Genomic DNA, 17,302 nt, shown 5'->3' on the forward strand with positions numbered 1-17,302 from the left:
ACCCCCCCCCCCCCCCCCCCCCCCCCCCCCCCCCCCCCCCCCCCCCCCCCCCCCCCCCCGCCCCCCCCCCCCCCCCCCCCCCCCCGGGCCCGACGGCGTCAGCCGTTCAGCGGTGCGACCGTGATCCGGTCGATGTCCGGCGCGTACGCCGAGGCGTTGCCGAAGGAGACGGTGTTGGTGCCGGCCTTGAGGGTGACCGGAACCGGCAGGTACCAGTAGTTGGACCAGCTGTAGCTGTTGCGGAACATGACCGTCTGCGTGGTGCCGTTGACGGTGATGTCGGCCGCCCGGGAGACGACGTTGGTGTTGTAGTTCCCGGAGCCGGAGACCTGGTTGTTGGCGTAGCGGACACTCAGCACGTACCGGCCGGCCTTGGTGGCCTTCACGGGCAGGGTGAGAGTGTTGCCCGAGCCGTTGCCGATGTCGCCGACGTACTTGCCGCCCGAGGTCCAGGCATTGCCGGCCACGGCCGCGTTGCCCGCGAGGGTGCCGTCCTCGGCCTCGTAGGCGGTCACGCCCTCCGTGCTCGGCGCGCCGGTGACACGCAGGTCGCGCAGGGAGAGCCGGTCGGAGCCCTGGGCGGCGGCGGTGATGCGGTTGTTGCCCGCCGACAGGTACAGCCTCAGGGGCTTGCCCGTGTCCTTCCCCTTTGCCGGTGTCAGCGTGGCGGCGGTGGCACCGTCGAGGCTCAGGGTGCCGCGGCCGGTGTAGTCGGCCCGCACCGTGTAGTACCCGTCGGCCGGTGCGCTGACGTCGAAGACGGCCTTGTCGCCCTTGCGCAACACCAGGGCGCCGGCGCCGCTGACGCCCGAGGTGGAGTAGTCGTACGACGGCGAGCCGGTGATGTCGGCGTATGTCGCCGGGTAGACGGCCTGCGGTGTCTGCGACGCGGTGAGGTCGATCTTGTCGAGGGTGACCTCGCTGGTGCCCTTGGCCAGGGCCAGGGTGTGGGTGCCGGCGGACAGGGTGACCGGGGTGCGCACGATGGAGCGGTAGGTCCAGTTCAGGGTGGACCCGTAGGTGAGGTCCACCGGGGAGTCGCCGTCCACCGTGAGGGTCTGGGTGGAGGGGGTGCCGGACTGGTTGCCGTAGAAGACGTCCAGGTCGTACGTGCCCGCCTTCGGCACGGTGACGGTGAAGGCGACCTTGCTGTTCGGCTGGTTGAGGCTGCCCACGTCCTTGGTGCCGGAGGTCGCGAAGCCGTACGGGTTGGAACGCGAACCCTGGGAGTAGACCGTGCCCGCTGTGATCGTGGCGTTCTCGGCCTCGTACGACGCCGACCAGGGCAGGCTCGCCGTGGTGGGCGTGCCGTGGCCGGCCGGGTTGACGGTGACGCGGTAGGCGGCCATGGGGTCCAGGCCGGTCAGCGGCACGGTGACACCGTGGTCCTTGCTGACGGCGAGGGTGGCGCGGGAGACCACGCTCGGTGCGGCGGCGCCCTCGTAGCCGCTCCAGCCGACGCGCTCCACGGTCACGTCGACCTTGTGTCCGAAGGAGGCCGGTATGTGCTGGAGCACGGTGTCGACGGAGCCGGAGGTGCCGCCGAGGAGGACCTGGGCCTGCTTGCGGCGCGTGTCCAGTGACCCGATGCCCTGCAGGGTGTCGATGGTGTTGGCCTGCGGCGGGGTCGTCGCGACGGTCTTGCCGGTCAGGCCCGCGTACCAGCGCAGCAGCCACCAGCTGCCGTTGGGGATGTTGGTCTGGACGGCGTTGTCGTTGAGGTTGCCCGCGACGTTCCAGTACGCCTGGTCGGCGTAGACCTTGTTCCGTTCGAACATCGACAGCCACTGGACCATCTGCCCGGGGACGGACTGGTCGCGCCGGTTGGCGTACTCGTTGATGCTGACCGGCCGCGCGGTGATGCCGGCGTTCTTCTCGATGGTCCGGTAGGCGGCGAGGTTGGACTCGAAGTTGGCCAGGGAGCCGGGGTCCAGCTCGTGCCAGGTGGTGACGTCCGGCAGGACGTTGTTGTCCTTCGCCCACGGGTAGAAGTCGGCCATGAGGCGGGCGTCGTAGTGGGTCTCGTTGGGGCCGGCGATCCGGGCGTCCGGGATGATCGAGCGGATCTTCTTGTAGACGGTGGCCCAGTCGCTCTCGAACCTGTCACGCGTGCTGGTGTACGTGGCGGTGTCGGAGCTGCCCAGGCCCTGGTACCAGATTCCGTCGGGCTCGTTGAACGGCACCCACACGAAGTCGTCCGCGTCGGGGCGGGCGGCGACCTTGCGGACCATGGTGTCGACCTTGGCCAGGTAGTCGGCCAGGCCGAGGTTCTCGTAGGGCCACTGGGAGTAGTAGTCCTGCATGTAGATCTGGACCTCGCCGCCACCGGCACGGTCGTAGGCGGGCTTGACCGTCAACGCGTCGCCGTTGGGGTGCTGCAGGCCGTCGGGCGCCTTCTGCACGATCGAGGTCATGTGCAGAGGGTCGAGCAGACTGTCGCCGGGAACGCCGTCGTCGCTGAGGCCGTAGAGGGTTCCGTTGGCGCCGTGCATGACGGCGCCGGTGGTCCGGCCGAGGTCCACCGTCAGCTGGGGTGTCGCCGCTTGCGCGGCGGGGATGGTCAGAGCCGTACCCGCGAGGGCTGCGGCGACGACGCCCACGCCCACGAGGGTGCGGAAGCGTCCGGATCTGCTGGCTGTTCGAGGCATGACGGTCCTCCTCCTCCCGCGGCGTTGCGGGAGGCGTGCGGGGCTGGGTGGATCCGGCGTGGGCCGGGGGTACTTGACGGTGCCGCTGGTGATGCCGGAGACGGCGCGGCGCCGGAGGGTGACGAGGACGAACACCGTGTAGGGCTCGTCGCCACCGCGTGGGCGGAGCTCAGATGCCGGTGGCCGAGGTAAGGCTGGGGGCCGGCGACCTGGGTGCGGCTGAGCGGCCGGGGCACCGCATCCAGGTCGCCGGGGGCGGGGTGGGGGGTGGCATGGCGAGGGCGATGGCTGCGAGGTCGTCGCTCTCACCGGCACTGATGCTCATGACCGTGGTGACGTACTGCTTCCTGGTGACCTTCGTGCCGGCCTCCGGGCCCCGGCTCCTGCCGGACAGCGGGGGAGGGGAGGCGCAGGCGGCTTCCAGGAACCGTCGCTGTTCTGTGCTGCGGGGTGCCACCACAGGGCCCTGCCGGGTGGTCGCGCAGCCAGCGGGGCCGATGCCGGACACGAGGACGCTGGCGGACCGGGTCACGTCGGCGAACGGTGCGAGGGCGGTCGCGTCGCGACTGCAGCCCAGCGCCCCGACGGCTGTCCGGGCCTGCTCCTGGGGCTCTTCGTTCACGCTCGCGTGTCCCTCGACGAACCGCGACGTGGAGGAGCAGGAGAGGCCTGTCGCATCTTTGTGACCGGTCACATGCATGCCAGGATTGTGAGCGGTCACAACGTGGGCGTCAAGAGACGGACACATGGGATTCACACTCCGAGTCGCGCAGGTGGTGTCGGCCCGCCCCGACCGTTGGGCGGAGTGCGCAGCTCAGGCCCGCGAGGGCTGCCTCGGTGTGGCCTGTTCTGCGGGAGGGAAAAAAGTTGACCACTTCCACTGGGGCGGACTGAGGGACTGCGTGTCTGGTCGTGGTGTCAGGTGGGGCTCCGTGCGGCCAGGGCCCCCGGTGACTGCTGTCCGTGATCGGTGACAGTGACCGGCGGTGAACGTCGGCGAGGGCGGCCGGGTGAGCTTGTACAAGTGCCCTAACTCTTCCGCGGGTTCGTCCATCACATGGCGGCCCTGTTCCCGGACTACGCCTTCACTCGGTGGGCCTGTACGGGGAGGTGACCCGTCGTGCGGTGCTGGTCGCCTGGCGTTTCTCCGGCACGCTCGCGGGCACCGGCCAGCGCGTGGAGTTCCACGGCGACGACCGGGTGGAACTGGGTGAGGACGGCCTCATCCGGGCCTACCGGTGCCTGTACGACCACAAGTCCGTGCCGGCCCAGATCGAAGCCGCGTCGACGCCGGTCCCGGCGTGAACGAGGCCCCCCGTGTACGCAAGCCGGCGTGGCAGCGCCGCACCGAGATCATGGACGCGGCCGGCGTCGAGTTCGCGGTGAACGGCCTGGCGGGTACGCGGCTGGAGGCCATCGCCGCACGAGTGGGCATCTCGCATCCGCGTGTCGTGCAGATGTTCGGCTCCAAGCGCAGCCTGTTTCTCGCGGTCGTGCACGCCGCCTTCGATCGCGTCGACGTGACGTTCGCCGGGGCCGAGCCCACTCTGTCGGCGCTCGGTGACGCGTACCGACGCCTGCTGCGGCGTGAACACACCGTGGGGCGTAGGCCTACGCGGCGGCCGCCGACGAGACGGTCCGGTTGGAGGTGCGGCGGCGCCAGATGGACCTCCAGGCGTCCGTCGCGCGGTTGACGGGGGCGGACGGGCTGCAGGTGCGCACGTTCTTCGCCACCGGTCTGGTCCTGACGGTCTCCGAGCTGCTCGAACTTCCCGAGCGCCGGGCGGACACGGCTTGGAGCGCCTGGATCCTCGAGCTTGCCGCCCCGCCGGACGGCCACTGAGGCGGTCGTACGCCTCGATTGACAGGCCGGGCGGGCGTACCTGGTGCGGGGAAGTCGCGAAGTCCAGGGGGCGGGAGGCAGGCCAACGCTCTTCGGGCCGGTCGAGACATGGGATGTGTGACAAGGTTTACCGCCGACCAGTGGCCAGCGTCGGCGGGATCGACGGCAGGATACGGGCAGAGTGAGCTATTTCGATACCGACAATGTGCGACTGGAAGAAATCCATCCCATCAATCGCATGCGCGGCTGTTGACACGAGTGGTCGGCATGGTCGAACTTCATTCGTGGCACCGGGGCGATCCAGCCCGTCGAGTGCACCCCCTTCCCCTCCGCACCAGGGATGCTCATGTCGAGTTCGACCAACAGGCGCCAGTTCCTCGCCGGCGCGACAGGCGTGGCCGCGGCGACAGTCGCAGGAGGAGTGATCGGCATCAGTGACGCCCAGGCAGCGCCCCCGACCTACACGCCCGACTGGGACTCGGTGGACCAGCACCCGCCGGCTCCGGAGTGGTTCAAGGATGCAAAGTTCGGCATCTACTTCCACTGGGGTGTCTTCGCCGTGCCGGCCTACGACAACGAGTGGTACCCGCGCAACATGTACATCGACGGCACTGCGGCCAACACCCACCACACAGCCACCTACGGCCCACCCTCGGTCTGGCCGTACCACGACTTCATCAACGGGGCGAAGGACCTCGCGGGCAACACCGCGCAGTTCGCGCCCAGGCTGAAGTCGGCGGGCGGCAACTTCGACCCCGACGAGTGGGTGCAGTTGTTCGTGGACGCGGGCGCACGATTCGCCGGCCCCGTCGCCGAGCACCACGACGGCTACTCGATGTGGGACAGCCGGGTCAACGAGTGGAACTCGGTGGCCAAGGGACCGAAGCTCGACCTGCTGCACCTGTTCACCAAGGCAATTCGCGCCAAGGGGCTGAAGCTGCTGGTGGCGATGCACCACGCGTACAACATGAACGGCTTCTACGACCACGTGCCCGCACAGACCGACCCCAGCCTGAAAAAGCTCTACGGGCAACTCGGTTCGGCGGCGGAGAACCAGCTCTGGTTCGACAAGCTCAAAGAGGTCATCGACCGGGCGAAGCCCGACATCATCTGGCAGGACTTCACGCTGGACAAGGTCGACGAACAGCAGCGGCTGAACTTCCTGTCGTACTACTACAACCAGGCCGACAAGTGGGGCAAGCAGGTCGTCGCCACCTACAAGGACGGGATGAACGGGAAGGGCGAGGTCTTCGACTACGAGCGCGGCGGCCCGGCCGACCTCACCGCCCCCTACTGGCTGACCGACGACAGCATCTCCGATTCCAGCTGGTGCTACACGCAGGGCATCGGCTACTACAGCGTCCAGCAGATGCTCCACTCGTTCATCGACCGGGTCAGCAAGAACGGCAACGTACTGCTGAACATCGCGCCGAAGACCGACGGCACCATCCCCCAGGCGCAGAAGGACGTCCTGTTGGGCATCGGCGACTACCTGAAGCACTTCGGCGAGTCGGTGTACGGGACCCGGGCCTGGACGGCGTACGGCGAGGGCCCGACGAAGATGGGCGGCGGCGCCTTCACCAAGCCGACCGCCGGTACACCCCAGGACATCCGCTTCACCCGTGACAAGGCCAACACCGTTCTGTACGCCACCGTCCTGGGGTGGCCCGGCAGTTCCCTGACGATCAGCACCCTCAACTCGGACCGTATCGACCTGAAGTCGCTGAAGTCGGTGCAGTTGCTCCATGCCGACAAGGGGCGCTGTGTCACCCTGGCCGAACCGGTGCAGGACTCCACGGGGCTGCGTGTGACGCTGCCGTCGGCGGCGCCCTTCAGCGCGCAGGCGTACGTCCTGAAGTTCCGGTTCTCCGACGGCATTCCCGGGCTGCGGCCGCTGCGCGGCGCCGTGGCCTTTCCCGAGGCGGACTACCGCGGGGTCGGCGCGGTCCTTGCCGCCGGTGAGTACGGCAGCGACGACCTGCGACTCGCCGGTCTGGACCGCCGTAGCCTCTCCTCCCTGCGGCTCGCGCCGGGTTACCAGGTGATCGGTTTCTCCGGCGACGACTTCACCGGGACCTCCTGGACGTTCACCGCCGACACCCGCGATCTCCGGACCACCGGCAGCAACAAGATCGTCTCGCTGAAGGTGCAGTTCAGCCCGTCCACCTCCTTCCGGATCACCAACGTCACGGACGGGCTCGCCCTGGACAGTGGCGGCGCCGTCGCGTCGGGCGCGAACCTCAAGCAGTGGGCCTGGGACGGTAGCCCCAACCTCCAGTGGCGGGCGGTCGAGGCCGGTGACGGCTACTACAAGCTGGTCAACGTCGCCAACGGCATGGTCGCCGACGGCTGGGGTGACGCGGCCGACGGCGCCGCCGCTCGCCAGGCACCGTGGAACGGCGGCAGCAACCAGCAGTGGACGATCACCCATCGGGGCGACGGCCGTTACTCGATCGCCAACCGCACCACCGGTCTGGTCCTCGACGGGGGCGGCAACGTGGCCTCGGGTTCCCTCACCAAGCAGTGGACGTACGACGGCAGCACCAACCTGATGTGGACCTTCACCGCCCTGTGAGGCGCACTCCGGTGCTACAGGCGGCCGCCCGCGCGGAAGGACACCGCGGGCGGCCACTGGGTCTCCGCGACCAGAACGAGCATCTGGCGGTCCCCAACCAGCCTGCTACGTAAGGGAGTCGGAGCCGCTTTCCGGACGTGCCTCCTGGAACGCCCATTGCTGTTCCCCCGACCCGTCGCGAGGCGTCGCCACCACGTGCCGGGTCTCCGTACCGGACTCGGCGGCCAGGGCGAGACCCTGGTGGCGGTCCGGCAGGAGTTCCCCGCTGCCGGTCAGGACGTACGACACCTGGTCGGGCCGGTCCGTGCAGGAAGCGAGGCGCACGCGCGGACCGCCGGGGTCGGTGGCCAGGCACAGGGACGGGTCGGCGCCGCTGCGCAGCGTGCCGTCGAACTCGTACGACCACTGCTGGGACACGGCGGACGAACACCGCGCCAGACGGGCTTCGGCCCCGGAGTCGACCGGGCCGGCCACGTCCAGGCAGAGCCCGGTGGCGGCATTGCGCAGACTGCCGTCGGTGGTCGTCCCGGGCTCCGACAGGGAAGCGGAGGACGGGGCTGCGTCGACGGGCAGCGCGCTGGGGTCGGGGCTCGTCGAGACGCCGGCGGGGACCCCCCAGTCGGGGACACCGGGCATGCCTTGGCCGTCGTCGGACCAGCCCCGCGCGGCCAGGACGACCGCCAGCAGGGCGAGCGAGGTGAGACCCGCACCGACGGCCGCCGCCGTACGGTGTCTGCCGTCCGCTCCGGTCCGGTGCCGGCGGCCGGCCGTCGAGGTGGCCGTCGCCTCCGTGGCCGACCAGTCCGCGGGGTTGCTGCGGCCCGGCCGTGAGGCGACATAGCGGCGACCGCCCCAGCCGAGCACGGCATCAGCGAGCAGAACTTCCAAACCGCCCTCGAAACAAGCGAGTTGCTCAAGAGCATGCCGGCAGTGCGGGCATTGCCCCAGATGCAGACGGGCATCGGTGGGCAGTGTGCCGTCCCTGCGCGCGGCGACGTCGATGAGACGGTTGTGGAAGCGGCATTCCGAGGACGGTGCCAGTTCCCTGTGCGCGCGTACGACACCCGCCCGGAATTGTTCGCGGGCTTGCCCCAACGCACTGGTCGCGGTGACCGTGTCGAATCCCGACAAACCGGCTGGTATGTCTATGGGTTCAGCCTCGACCTCGGTGTGCCACAACAGGCATTGGGAAATTGCGGGCAGCGCCACGAAGGCGCGTTCCGCGAGTTTCCGGCTCGTGGCTACCCCGGGTTTCGCCGTGTGCAGACCGCGGCCGCCGGTGGGTTTGCGGAGCTCCGGCATGGCCGCGCAGGCTCCGTCGTCCGCGGCCCAGGCGCGGACGGTCTCGCGCACGGCCACGAGGAGTTGCGGGCGCAGTGCTCCGTCGGGGGTGCCGTCCTCGAACCGGTTGAGTACCTGGTGGAAGGCGCTGGTCGCCGCGAGCGGGGCTGCGGCTGTCGCGGTGGCCAGGCAGAGCAGGGCGTAGTCGCGGGCCGACGACCAGTGCCGGGCGAGGAGTAGGGCCGTGGCGTGCTGTCGTTCGGTGTCCTGGCCGCTCAGTTGGGTGAAGAGGTCCCGGTCCGATTCTCCCGGGGTCAGTCCGGGGCGGGGCGGGTGCGGCGGGCGTGGGGGGTAGGGGGACGGCACGTAACCAATTTCCTTTCCAGGCGCAGAATGGCATGCCAATTGACGCCCTGTCGGAAAGCGGGGAGTGATTGGTGCATACCTGCAGGGCAGCCTGTTCGGCTGGTCAAGCCGCGGCTGCCCTAAGGGGAGCCTCACCTTCGCATGTACGCCACACAGGAAACAAGAACTTCCACTGACTCATCTTCAAAGTCTTGGGAATTCGAAATGTTACCGACGGTAGCTCGCTGGTCTATTGGAAATGGTGACCAAGTGCCGGGAAGGGGGGACGGATTCGGGCGCTTCGAAATCGATGATCATTTGACCCCAAGGTCCAGGTGCCGCACGTGAGTTGGGGGAAAGGGCGGATGCGGTGGATCCAATATGTCCGCCCCTGCATCTCCCAAAAGCGGAGAAAAAGAACGGGAAGTGCGTCATCGCCCCGAGGTGGGCATAGACGCGAACGAGTGCGACAGGGCGGCCCGCTCCTCCAGCTCACCGGGTCCGCAGCCGGACGCCACGGGCGGCACAGGACCAGGAAACAGCCCGCCGCGGCCAGGGCGAGGCCCAGCACCGACAGGGCCATGGGCAGTGCGGTGCCCTGGCCGCCGAGACCGGCCAGGGCCGGGGCGACGGCGCCCATGAGGAACTGTGTGGTGCCCAGGAGTGCCGATGCACTGCCCGCGGCGTGCGGGGCACGCTGAAGGGACAGGGCCGTGGTGGTGGGCAGGATCATGCCGACCGGGCAGGCCGCGAAGAACAGCGCGGTGGCGATCCACGGCAGGCCCGCATGCGTGAAGGCGGCCAGGACGACCAGGGCGGTGCCCGCGGCGACCACACGGCAAGTCCCGTCGCCAGGATGCGGAACGAGGGGAAGCGTCCGAGGAGCCACTTGCCGTTGAGCTGCCCGGTGGCGACCATGCCGACCGAGTTGAGGGCGAAGAGCAGGCTGTACGTCTGCGGGGAGGCGCCGTAGACCTCCTGCAGGGTGAAGGGAGAGCCGGCGATGTAGGCGAACAGGGCGGCGAAGCCGAGGCTGCCGGTGAGCAGATAGCCCGAGAAGCGCCCGTCGCCGACGAGGCCGCGCATCGTGCGCAGGGTGTCGGGAAGTCCCCCTCGACGGCGCCGGCCGGCCGGCAGGGTCTCGGTCAGCAGCGCGGCGGTGGCCGCCAGGACGATCAGGCCCAGCAGGGTGAGGGTGACGAACACGCCGCGCCAGGAGGTCAGGCGCAGCAGTTGGGCGCCGAGCACGGGGGCGAGGATCGGCTGCGTGCCCTCGGCCCAGACGGTGGCCTTTCCGCCGTGTGCGGGCAGCCGGTAGATGACACCGGGCACGGAGTCCGTGACGTAGACCTTCTTGGCGTGCTGGTCGAGGGCGAGGCCGTTGGGCAGTCCGTCGGCGGGCAGGGCGGCGATGCGGTGCGGGCGGCCACCGGGGCGTACGGCCCAGATGCCGGTGAGGTCGGCGGTGCCGGTGGCGTAGGTGACGTACGGGGTGCCGTCGTCGGCGCGGGCGATGCCTCCGACGAATGCCCTGCCCAGGTTGGGGGTGCTCGCCTTGGCCGGGGCGGGCAGCGTGGCCAGGACGTGCGGTCGGCCGCCGGGAGTGACCCGGACGATCTGCCGGGCGAAGGAGAAGGTCAGGTACGCCGCCTCGGTGCGGTCGTCTCCGGGGTGACTCCCTGCGGTGCTGCTTCCCCCTCGACGTGTCTGTCGTCGTTTCACCACCGCGTGTCCTGCTTCCACCTTGCGGGCCATGGTGCCGAGGGAAATGGTGGATGCCGTTCCGGAAAGGCGTCCGCGGTGCGGATTTTCCCGAGGCCTCTGACGCCGCCTGCGGTTGGTCTCATGAGCCCCCTCCGAGGTGCGGCCGGCGGCCGGCGGCCCTTTCCTGGAACCGTCCCACCATTTCGCTGCGAGGAGCCGAGCATGAGCACCCTGTCCTTCAAGGTCCTGGATCTGGACTTTCCGGCTGGATCCAGGAACAAGACCGCGACGCTGGTCACCGGTGAGAGTGAGGCGTTGCTGGTGGATGCCGCGTTCACTCGCGCGGACGGTCACCGGCTGGCGGCCGAGATCCTGGACTCCGGCAAGACGTTGAGCACGGTCTTCGTCAGCCATGCCGACCCCGACTTCTACTTCGGTGCCGAGGTGATCGCGGACGCGTTTCCCGACGCGGTGTTCGTGGCGACCCCGCTGGTCATCGAGCACATCCAGGACTCCTACGAGGGCAAGCTGAAGGCGTGGTCGGCGCTGGGTGCGAACCTGCCCACCCGTCTGGTCGCCCTCACCCCGCTCACCGGCGACCTCACCCTGGAGGGCCACCTCTTCGAGCTGAGGGGCGGCCCGGCCGGTCTGCCCGACCGGCACTACCTGTGGCAGGCGGAGTCCCGCGCCCTGCTGGGCGGGGTGCTGCTCTTTCAGCAGGAGCACGTCTGGGTCGCCGACACCCCCACCCCCGGTGACCGCGCCGCCTGGATCACTCTGCTGGACGAGATGGCCGCCCTGGACCCGGAGCTGGTGGTGCCCGGTCACCGGCTGCCGAACACGCCCGCGGATGTGTCCGCGATCTCGGCGACCCGTGAGTACCTGGTCGCGTTCGAGGAGGAGCTGGCGGCGGCGGCCGACGGTGCGGCGCTGACCGAGGCGCTGGTCAAGCGTTATCCCGGTAACGGCATGCTGATCGCCGCGCAGATCGGTGCGAAGGTCGCCAAGGGGGAGATGAAGTGGGGCTGACCGTGAGTGAGTTCGCCGTGTCGTCGGCGCCGGCTGATGTCGTGCGCCGTCAGTACCTTGCCTCGGCGGCCGGGGACCTGGAGGCGTTGCGGGCCACGCTGGCGCCGGATGTGGAGTGGACGGAGATGGCCGGGTTCCCGCTGGCCGGGACCTACCGCACCCCTGAGGGGGTCACCTCCAACGTGATGGAGCAGCTGGGCAAGGAGTGGGAGGGCTGGGCGGCGCATGACGACAGGTATGTCGTGGAGGGGGAGAACGTCGTGGTGCTGGCGCGCTACACGGCGGCCAACAAGGCCACCGGCAAGGCGATCGATGTGCGGGTCGCGCACCACTTCGTCGTACGCGGCGGACTCATCGTGCGCTTCGAGCAGTTCGTCGACACCGCCCTGGTCCGCGACGCCATGAACCCCTGACCACACCACCCCACCCCGCACCACCGCTCGTACCTGAGGACGCACCTGATGAACCCGACCGTCGTACTGGTCCACGGCGCGATGCACACCCCGTGGATCTTCGACCCGCTGTGTGAGCGGTCCACCGCCCGCGGTATCACCTCCCGCGCCGTGCAGCTGCCAGCAGCAACCCCGACAGCGCCGCCGCCCAGGGCCTGACCGAGGACGTCGCCGTGGTCCGCGCCGCGATCGAGGCCGTCGACGGGCCCGTCGTGCTCGCCGCCCACTCCTACGGCGGTGTGCCCGCCACCTGGGCCGCCGCCGAGGAGGACCGGGTCGCCGAACTCGTCCACATAGCCGCCTTCGCGCTGGACGCCGGTACCTCGATGACGGAGTGGATGGGCGGAGGCTTCCCGCCCACCTGGATCCACTCCGCCGACGGGCTCGCCGTCAAGGCAGGTGACGCGGAGGAGTCCATCTTCAGCGGGGTCGATCCCGTCCTGACCGCAGAGGCCGTCAAGCGCCTCAACTGGCAGGGCATGCGCGCCTTCACCGAGACGCTGGGCGCCGCACCGACCGACGTTCCGCTGACGTATGTCGTGGCCACCGAGGACCCGGCGCTCCCGCCCGCGGTCCAGGAACAGTGGGCCGCGCGCGCCGCCCACAGCCTGCGTGTTCCCTCCGGGCACTCCCCGCACCTCTCGCACGCCGTGGAGGTCGTCGCCCTCCTCGCGGAGGCGGTCGCTCGCGCCGAGAAGTAGATCGCGGCGGCCGGCTCCCGGCGTTCACGGACGCCGGGAGCCGTCGGTCCCGTCCAGCCCCACGGCCGGGAACCGGAGAGTCCGGTGGCTCCACCTGCGCAGCGAAAGCATCGCTGATGGGCGTGCAAGGACGCGGTCTCGCGGCATCGATGGCGCGGGGTGCCAGAATGACGGCTTCAACGGGCGAGGGGATGGGGAAAGGCGACCGTGCCGGACAACCGATCAGAAACACCTCCGACGGATGACGCGCAGGACACCGAGGAGCGGACCGGTCGCGGCGACGGACCGGCAGCGGTGACCATCGCCTACATCGCCGAGTCCGCGGGTGTGTCGGTGCCCACCGTGTCGAAGGTGCTCAACGGCCGGTCCGGAGTGTCCGACGAGACCCGTGCCCGTATCGAGGAACTGATCAGCCGGTACGGCTACCGCAAACCTCCCAAGAGCCGCAGCAATCTCGTGGAGCTGGTGTTCCGCGAGCTGGAGAGCATGTGGGCCGTGGAGATCATCCGCGGTGTCGAACGCGCGGCCCGCCGGAACAAGATCGGTGTCCTGGTGTCGGAGTTCGGCCTCCAGGACACCCCCACCAGGACGATCGACGAGACGGTCGGACGGCGCCCGCAGTGTGTGCTGTCCGTGTCCCAGTTGTCGGAGAGGGAACGGGACCAACTGAGGGCGAAGGGCATCCCGTTCGTCGTCTTCGATCCGAACGAGGAGCTCCCCGACGACGTGCCGTTCGTCGGCGCCACCAACTGGAGGGGCGGTCACGCCGCGACCCGGCACCTGGTCGACCTGGGACACCGGCGCATCGCCATGATCACCGGACCCGACCATCCTTTCTGCCGTGCGCGCCAGGGCGGTTACTCCTCCGCTCTCGTGGAGGCCGGTCTGCCGGTGGATCCGGACCTCGTGGTCAAGACCTTCCTCACCCGTGAGCACGGCTGCGAGGCCGCGCTCGATCTGCTCTCCCGGTCCGACCGCCCCACCGCCGTCTTCACCGCCAACGACATGCAGGCCCTCGGCGTCTACCAGGCCGCACGCAAGGTCGGGCTGAGCATCCCCGAGGACCTGAGCGTGGTGGGCTTCGACGACGTACCCGCCGTGGCCTGGGCGGACCCGCCGCTGACCACCGTTCACCAGCCGTTGGCGGACATGGCGGTGGCCGCCACCGAGCTGGCCCTGGCGCTGGGCCGTGGCGAGGACGTGCCCCAGGTGGGAGTGGAGATCGCCACCACCCTCACCATCCGCGAGAGCACGGCCCCGCCGAAGAGCTGACCGGGACCCGGGCGCCGGGTCCGGCACCCGAGGCGTGACCGTCAGCCGACGGTGCCGGTCACCGAGCTTGCGGACTTCGTCACGCGGTACGTCACGGTGGCGCCGCTCCAGAAGTGGAAGACGAGCGTCGCCTGCGCGTTGTCACGCAGCGAGTTGAGGAAGTCGGCGGTCAGACCGAGGCCGTTGCCCGGGTAGTCGGGGCTGAACGACACGTTGAACTCCTGGTAGGGGCTCCAGTTGACCGGGCCGGCGTTGGTGCCGTCGGCGTAGGTGGCCTCCATGGTCGCCAGCTGGTCACCGCGGTACTGGGTCGGGATGGTGAGACCGTTGGTGTTGCCGCCGGCGTTGGACAGCACCGGACGGTCGTGGGTGATCACGCGGATCGGCCAGGGGAGACCGCCGGAGAACCTGGCCTCGATCGTCGCGTTGGTCCCGTAGGCGCGGTTGCCGGCCAGCCGGGTCAGCGCGGAGGCCGTGAGGGTGAGCTGGTTGCCGGAGACGGTGTAGTCCCGGCCCTGGGCGAGTTTCGTGCTGCCCTGCCAAAGGCCCTGGAACGTGAGGCCGTTGGGGTTGAGGGTGAGTGTCCGGGCTGTGATCGCGCCGCCCTTCGCGAGGAAGACCTGATCCGAGGAGGCGGTTCCCGAGCGGGTGGTCCAGCTCGACTTGATCCGGTTGATCAGCTCGGGGTCGGTCCACTGCAGCGTGGTGCGGCTGAGGAAGGCGAAGGTCCCGGGGTCCCACAGGGCCGTGGTCACGCCGGCGGCGCGGGCGTCGCTGCCGAACTGCTCGAAGTACTTGAAGGCCTCACCCCGTTCCACGCGGGAGGGGTGGTTCTGGTCGGGGTACGCCAGCAGGCCGTATTCGCCGAGGTAGACGGGGATTCCCTTGGAGGTGAAGGTGGCGCGGAGCCGGTTGAAGTTGTCGGTCATGTCCTGCTGCGAGGTGGCGTCGAAGCGTGTGCCGCCCGCGACGTTCACACTGAACGGGTAGTAGCCGTAGTAGTGCACGGTGACCACGAGGTTGGGGTCGTTGAACGACTTCATCTCGCTGGACAGGGCGTCCAGGAAGGTCTGGCCGGAGTTGGTGTGGAGGGTGGGCAGGACGAGCAGACGGGTCGCGTTGTTGCCGCCGGACTGACGCACCACGGTGTGGAACACGGTGTTCAGTTCGTCGTTGTACTGGATGCCCTGGGCGTCGGTGGTGTTGTTGAACTGCGGCTCGTTGTTGCTCTCGAAGAGCAGGGTCTGGGGGGAGTCCCTGAACTTCGCGGCTATCTGGGTCCAGGTGGCCTTGAAGCGGGCCAGGACGTTGTCGTGGTCGGTGGGCATGGAGGAGATCCACTGCCACGAGTCGTGGTGGACGTTGAGCACGACGTACAGGCCGTCGGCCCGGGCCCAGTCGACCACCTGCTTGACGCGGTTCATCCAGGTCGCGTCGATCGTGTACGGGGCGGTGGAGGACTGGTGGCCGCTCCAGGTGACGGGGATGCGGACGCTGCGGAAGCCCTGGGCCTTGATGGTGTCCAACAGGGTCTTGGTGGCAGCCGGGTTGCCCCAGGACGTCTCGTCGGGGATGGCGTCCAGGGTGTTGCCGAGGTTCCAGCTGGGCTGCATCGCGGCCACCGCGCTCATGGGGCTCAGCGCCTTGTACCCGAGTGCCGCGGACCCGTCCTGGTGGGCCGGTGCCGCGAAGGCGGTGGTGCCGGCCGGCCCGATCGCGGCGATCAGTGCCACGAGGAGGCCGAGCAGGCGGCCGGGGCGGCCTCTGCGGTCGTGCGTTCCCTTCATGTCCTTGACCCTTCTCTGTCGGCCGAGCGGACGCTCCGCCCGTGGGGGGAATGGCGGTCGAGACAGGACAGGCCGTCCGTGGACGACAGCGGGCCCTGGTTCAGGGCGCGAGCGGCTCGTAGTCGAACCAGTCGAAGTGGACGGTGCCGGCCGCGGCGTACATACCGATGACCCGGCCGGTGAAGCCGCCGGCCACCTCGGTCGACAGATAGCGGCCGTCGAGCTCGCCGAGTGCGCAGAACGTGCCGTCCGGCTCCTCGATGCCGAACGTGATGATGTCGGGGCCGGTGCGGGGGCTGTCGGGAGTGGTGTCGGAGACGTCGAGGCCGAGGATCACGGGTCCGGCGGGCACGGGCCGGGATGCCACGACGGTGCGCAGCGGTCCGGCCCGGCCGACGACGCGCACCTCGCCCTCGGACGCCTCGATCTCGTAGTGGTGCTCCTCGTCCAGGCGGACGGCGAGCCCACCGCGGCCCTCGGCCGGATCGGTCCGGGTGCGCACCCGGCAGGTCGGATGCTGCTGACGGCGGCCGACGAACACGACGTCGGGCTCGTCCAGGGAGCCGCCGCGGGCACGCAGGGTCAGCCAGCCGGACCGCTCCTTGGTGGTGCAGTTCTCGGCGGGGCGGTCACGCACGGAGATCCACTGCGGGCGCAGTTCGCCGAGGTCGAAGTCGTCGCGGACCTCCTCGGCGGGGCCGGGGACCAGCGGCCAGGCGGGCACGGGCAGGACGGACGGCACCTCGCCGACGACCGGCCAGTCGTCCACCCAGGTCACGGGTACCAGGAAGGTCTCCCGGCCGAGCACGTGCCAGCCGGGGGTGCCGCCGCGCGGTCGTACGCCGAGCAGGACCATCCACCAGGAGCCGTCGGGAGCCTGGACGAGGTCCGCGTGCCCGGTGTTCTGGATGGGGTGGTCGGTGCCGCGGTGGGTGAGGACCGGGTTGTCCGGGCACGGCTCGAACGGTCCGTCCGGCGTGGTGCCGCGGGCGATCGACACGCCGTGGCCGCGTTCGGTGCCGCCCTCGGCGATCAGGAGGTACCAGTACGCGCCGATCCGGTACAGGTGCGGTGCCTCGGGGGCCTTGGCGCCGGGGCCGCCGGACCAGACTCTGTGGGGGGTGCCGTAGGTCTGCCCGGTGTTCGGGTCGATGCGGACCTGCGAGACGCCCGCGACCGTGCACCAGCAGGTGCCGTCCCGGTCCCACGCCAGATCGGGGTCGATGCCGGGGACCCCCGGTGCCGGGACGGGGTCCGACCACGGTCCGGCGGGGTCGGTGGCGGTGACGATCAGATTGCCGCCGCCCTCACTGCAGTTGGTGACGATCAGCCAGAAGCGACCGTCGTGGTGGCGCAGGGTGGGGGCGTAGATCCCGCCCGAGGACGGCATGTCGGCAGGCAGCCGCAACTGGCTCGGCCGGTCCAGGGCGTTGCCGATCTGCGTCCAGTGCACCAGGTCCCGACTGTGGAAGACGGGGATGCCGGGGAAATACTCGAAGCTGGAGCAGACGAGGTAGTAGTCGTCCTCGACGCGGCAGACGCTGGGGTCGGGGTGGAAGCCGGGGATGACGGGGTTGGCCGGGCCGGCGACCGCACGCAGTGGTTCTGACACTCGGTCAAGTCCTCACAGATGGGAAGAATCGGTGCGTTCGAAGCGCGTCGAAG

The 17,302-nt window shown here is 69.7% G+C and carries 15 protein-coding genes; 9 read left to right on the forward strand and 6 right to left on the reverse strand.

The features are described 5' to 3' along the window. Window positions 1-98: 98 nt before the first annotated feature. Window positions 99-2,648: a CBM35 domain-containing protein gene (locus ACZ48Z_RS41260; protein ID WP_468741069.1), complete on the reverse strand. Its 2,550-nt coding sequence runs from the start codon at window positions 2,646-2,648 to the stop codon at window positions 99-101. Between the two features lie 169 nt (window positions 2,649-2,817). Continuing rightward, entirely contained in the window at window positions 2,818-3,270 is a 453-nt protein-coding gene (locus ACZ48Z_RS41265) for a hypothetical protein (protein WP_468741070.1), read from the reverse strand. Window positions 3,271-3,758: 488 nt separating this feature from the next. On the opposite strand from ACZ48Z_RS41265, the gene ACZ48Z_RS41270 reads away from it, so the two are divergent. The 4 genes from ACZ48Z_RS41270 (at window position 3,759) to ACZ48Z_RS41285 (ending at window position 7,066) form a co-directional block, all read left to right on the forward strand. After that, window positions 3,759-3,953, forward strand: a complete 195-nt coding sequence (locus ACZ48Z_RS41270; RefSeq protein ID WP_468741071.1) for a nuclear transport factor 2-like protein — start codon at window positions 3,759-3,761, stop codon at window positions 3,951-3,953. After that, complete coding sequence (locus tag ACZ48Z_RS41275) at window positions 3,950-4,342, forward strand: TetR/AcrR family transcriptional regulator (protein ID WP_468741072.1); 393 nt, start codon at window positions 3,950-3,952, stop codon at window positions 4,340-4,342. Before ACZ48Z_RS41270 ends, ACZ48Z_RS41275 begins: the two co-directional genes overlap by 4 nt. Then, window positions 4,312-4,491, forward strand: coding sequence for a hypothetical protein (locus ACZ48Z_RS41280; RefSeq protein ID WP_468741073.1), 180 nt, complete (start codon window positions 4,312-4,314; stop codon window positions 4,489-4,491). The genes ACZ48Z_RS41275 and ACZ48Z_RS41280 overlap by 31 nt, the downstream gene beginning before the upstream one ends. Window positions 4,492-4,837: 346 nt before the next feature. Further along, entirely contained in the window at window positions 4,838-7,066 is a 2,229-nt protein-coding gene (locus tag ACZ48Z_RS41285) for an alpha-L-fucosidase (protein WP_468741074.1), read from the forward strand. 105 nt (window positions 7,067-7,171) lie between these two features. On the opposite strand, the gene ACZ48Z_RS41290 is transcribed toward ACZ48Z_RS41285, so the two are convergent. After that, window positions 7,172-8,713: an RICIN domain-containing protein gene (locus tag ACZ48Z_RS41290; protein ID WP_468741075.1), complete on the reverse strand. Its 1,542-nt coding sequence runs from the start codon at window positions 8,711-8,713 to the stop codon at window positions 7,172-7,174. A gap of 708 nt (window positions 8,714-9,421) precedes the next feature. Continuing rightward, the gene (locus ACZ48Z_RS41295; protein WP_468741076.1) at window positions 9,422-10,447 is read right to left on the reverse strand and encodes an MFS transporter; all 1,026 of its coding nucleotides are present in this window, start codon (window positions 10,445-10,447) and stop codon (window positions 9,422-9,424) included. Window positions 10,448-10,618: 171 nt separating this feature from the next. Here ACZ48Z_RS41295 and ACZ48Z_RS41300 point away from each other — a divergent pair, with 171 nt between their 5' ends. The 5 genes from ACZ48Z_RS41300 to ACZ48Z_RS41320 all read left to right on the forward strand — a co-directional run bounded on the left by ACZ48Z_RS41300 (window position 10,619) and on the right by ACZ48Z_RS41320 (window position 13,850). After that, entirely contained in the window at window positions 10,619-11,425 is an 807-nt protein-coding gene (locus ACZ48Z_RS41300) for an MBL fold metallo-hydrolase (protein ID WP_468741077.1), read from the forward strand. After that, window positions 11,416-11,838 (forward strand): nuclear transport factor 2 family protein, encoded by a 423-nt coding sequence (locus tag ACZ48Z_RS41305; protein ID WP_468741078.1) that lies wholly within the window; start codon window positions 11,416-11,418, stop codon window positions 11,836-11,838. The genes ACZ48Z_RS41300 and ACZ48Z_RS41305 overlap by 10 nt, the downstream gene beginning before the upstream one ends. A 48-nt stretch (window positions 11,839-11,886) precedes the next feature. Continuing rightward, on the forward strand, window positions 11,887-12,036 hold the full coding sequence (locus ACZ48Z_RS41310) for a hypothetical protein (RefSeq protein WP_468741079.1): 150 nt from the start codon (window positions 11,887-11,889) through the stop codon (window positions 12,034-12,036). A gap of 14 nt (window positions 12,037-12,050) precedes the next feature. Next, window positions 12,051-12,578 (forward strand): alpha/beta fold hydrolase, encoded by a 528-nt coding sequence (locus ACZ48Z_RS41315; protein ID WP_468741080.1) that lies wholly within the window; start codon window positions 12,051-12,053, stop codon window positions 12,576-12,578. A gap of 294 nt (window positions 12,579-12,872) precedes the next feature. After that, window positions 12,873-13,850: a LacI family DNA-binding transcriptional regulator gene (locus tag ACZ48Z_RS41320; protein ID WP_468741081.1), complete on the forward strand. Its 978-nt coding sequence runs from the start codon at window positions 12,873-12,875 to the stop codon at window positions 13,848-13,850. Window positions 13,851-13,891: 41 nt separating this feature from the next. On the opposite strand, the gene ACZ48Z_RS41325 is transcribed toward ACZ48Z_RS41320, so the two are convergent. Both ACZ48Z_RS41325 and ACZ48Z_RS41330 read right to left on the reverse strand, forming a co-directional pair. Beyond that, window positions 13,892-15,637 carry a cellulase family glycosylhydrolase gene (locus ACZ48Z_RS41325; RefSeq protein WP_468741082.1) on the reverse strand — a complete coding sequence of 582 codons (1,746 nt, stop codon included), beginning with the start codon at window positions 15,635-15,637 and terminating at the stop codon, window positions 13,892-13,894. A gap of 100 nt (window positions 15,638-15,737) precedes the next feature. Continuing rightward, complete coding sequence (locus ACZ48Z_RS41330; protein ID WP_468741083.1) at window positions 15,738-17,249, reverse strand: glycoside hydrolase family 43 protein; 1,512 nt, start codon at window positions 17,247-17,249, stop codon at window positions 15,738-15,740. Window positions 17,250-17,302: the final 53 nt, after the last annotated feature.

Source organism: Streptomyces sp. NPDC031225 (assembly GCF_055570355.1).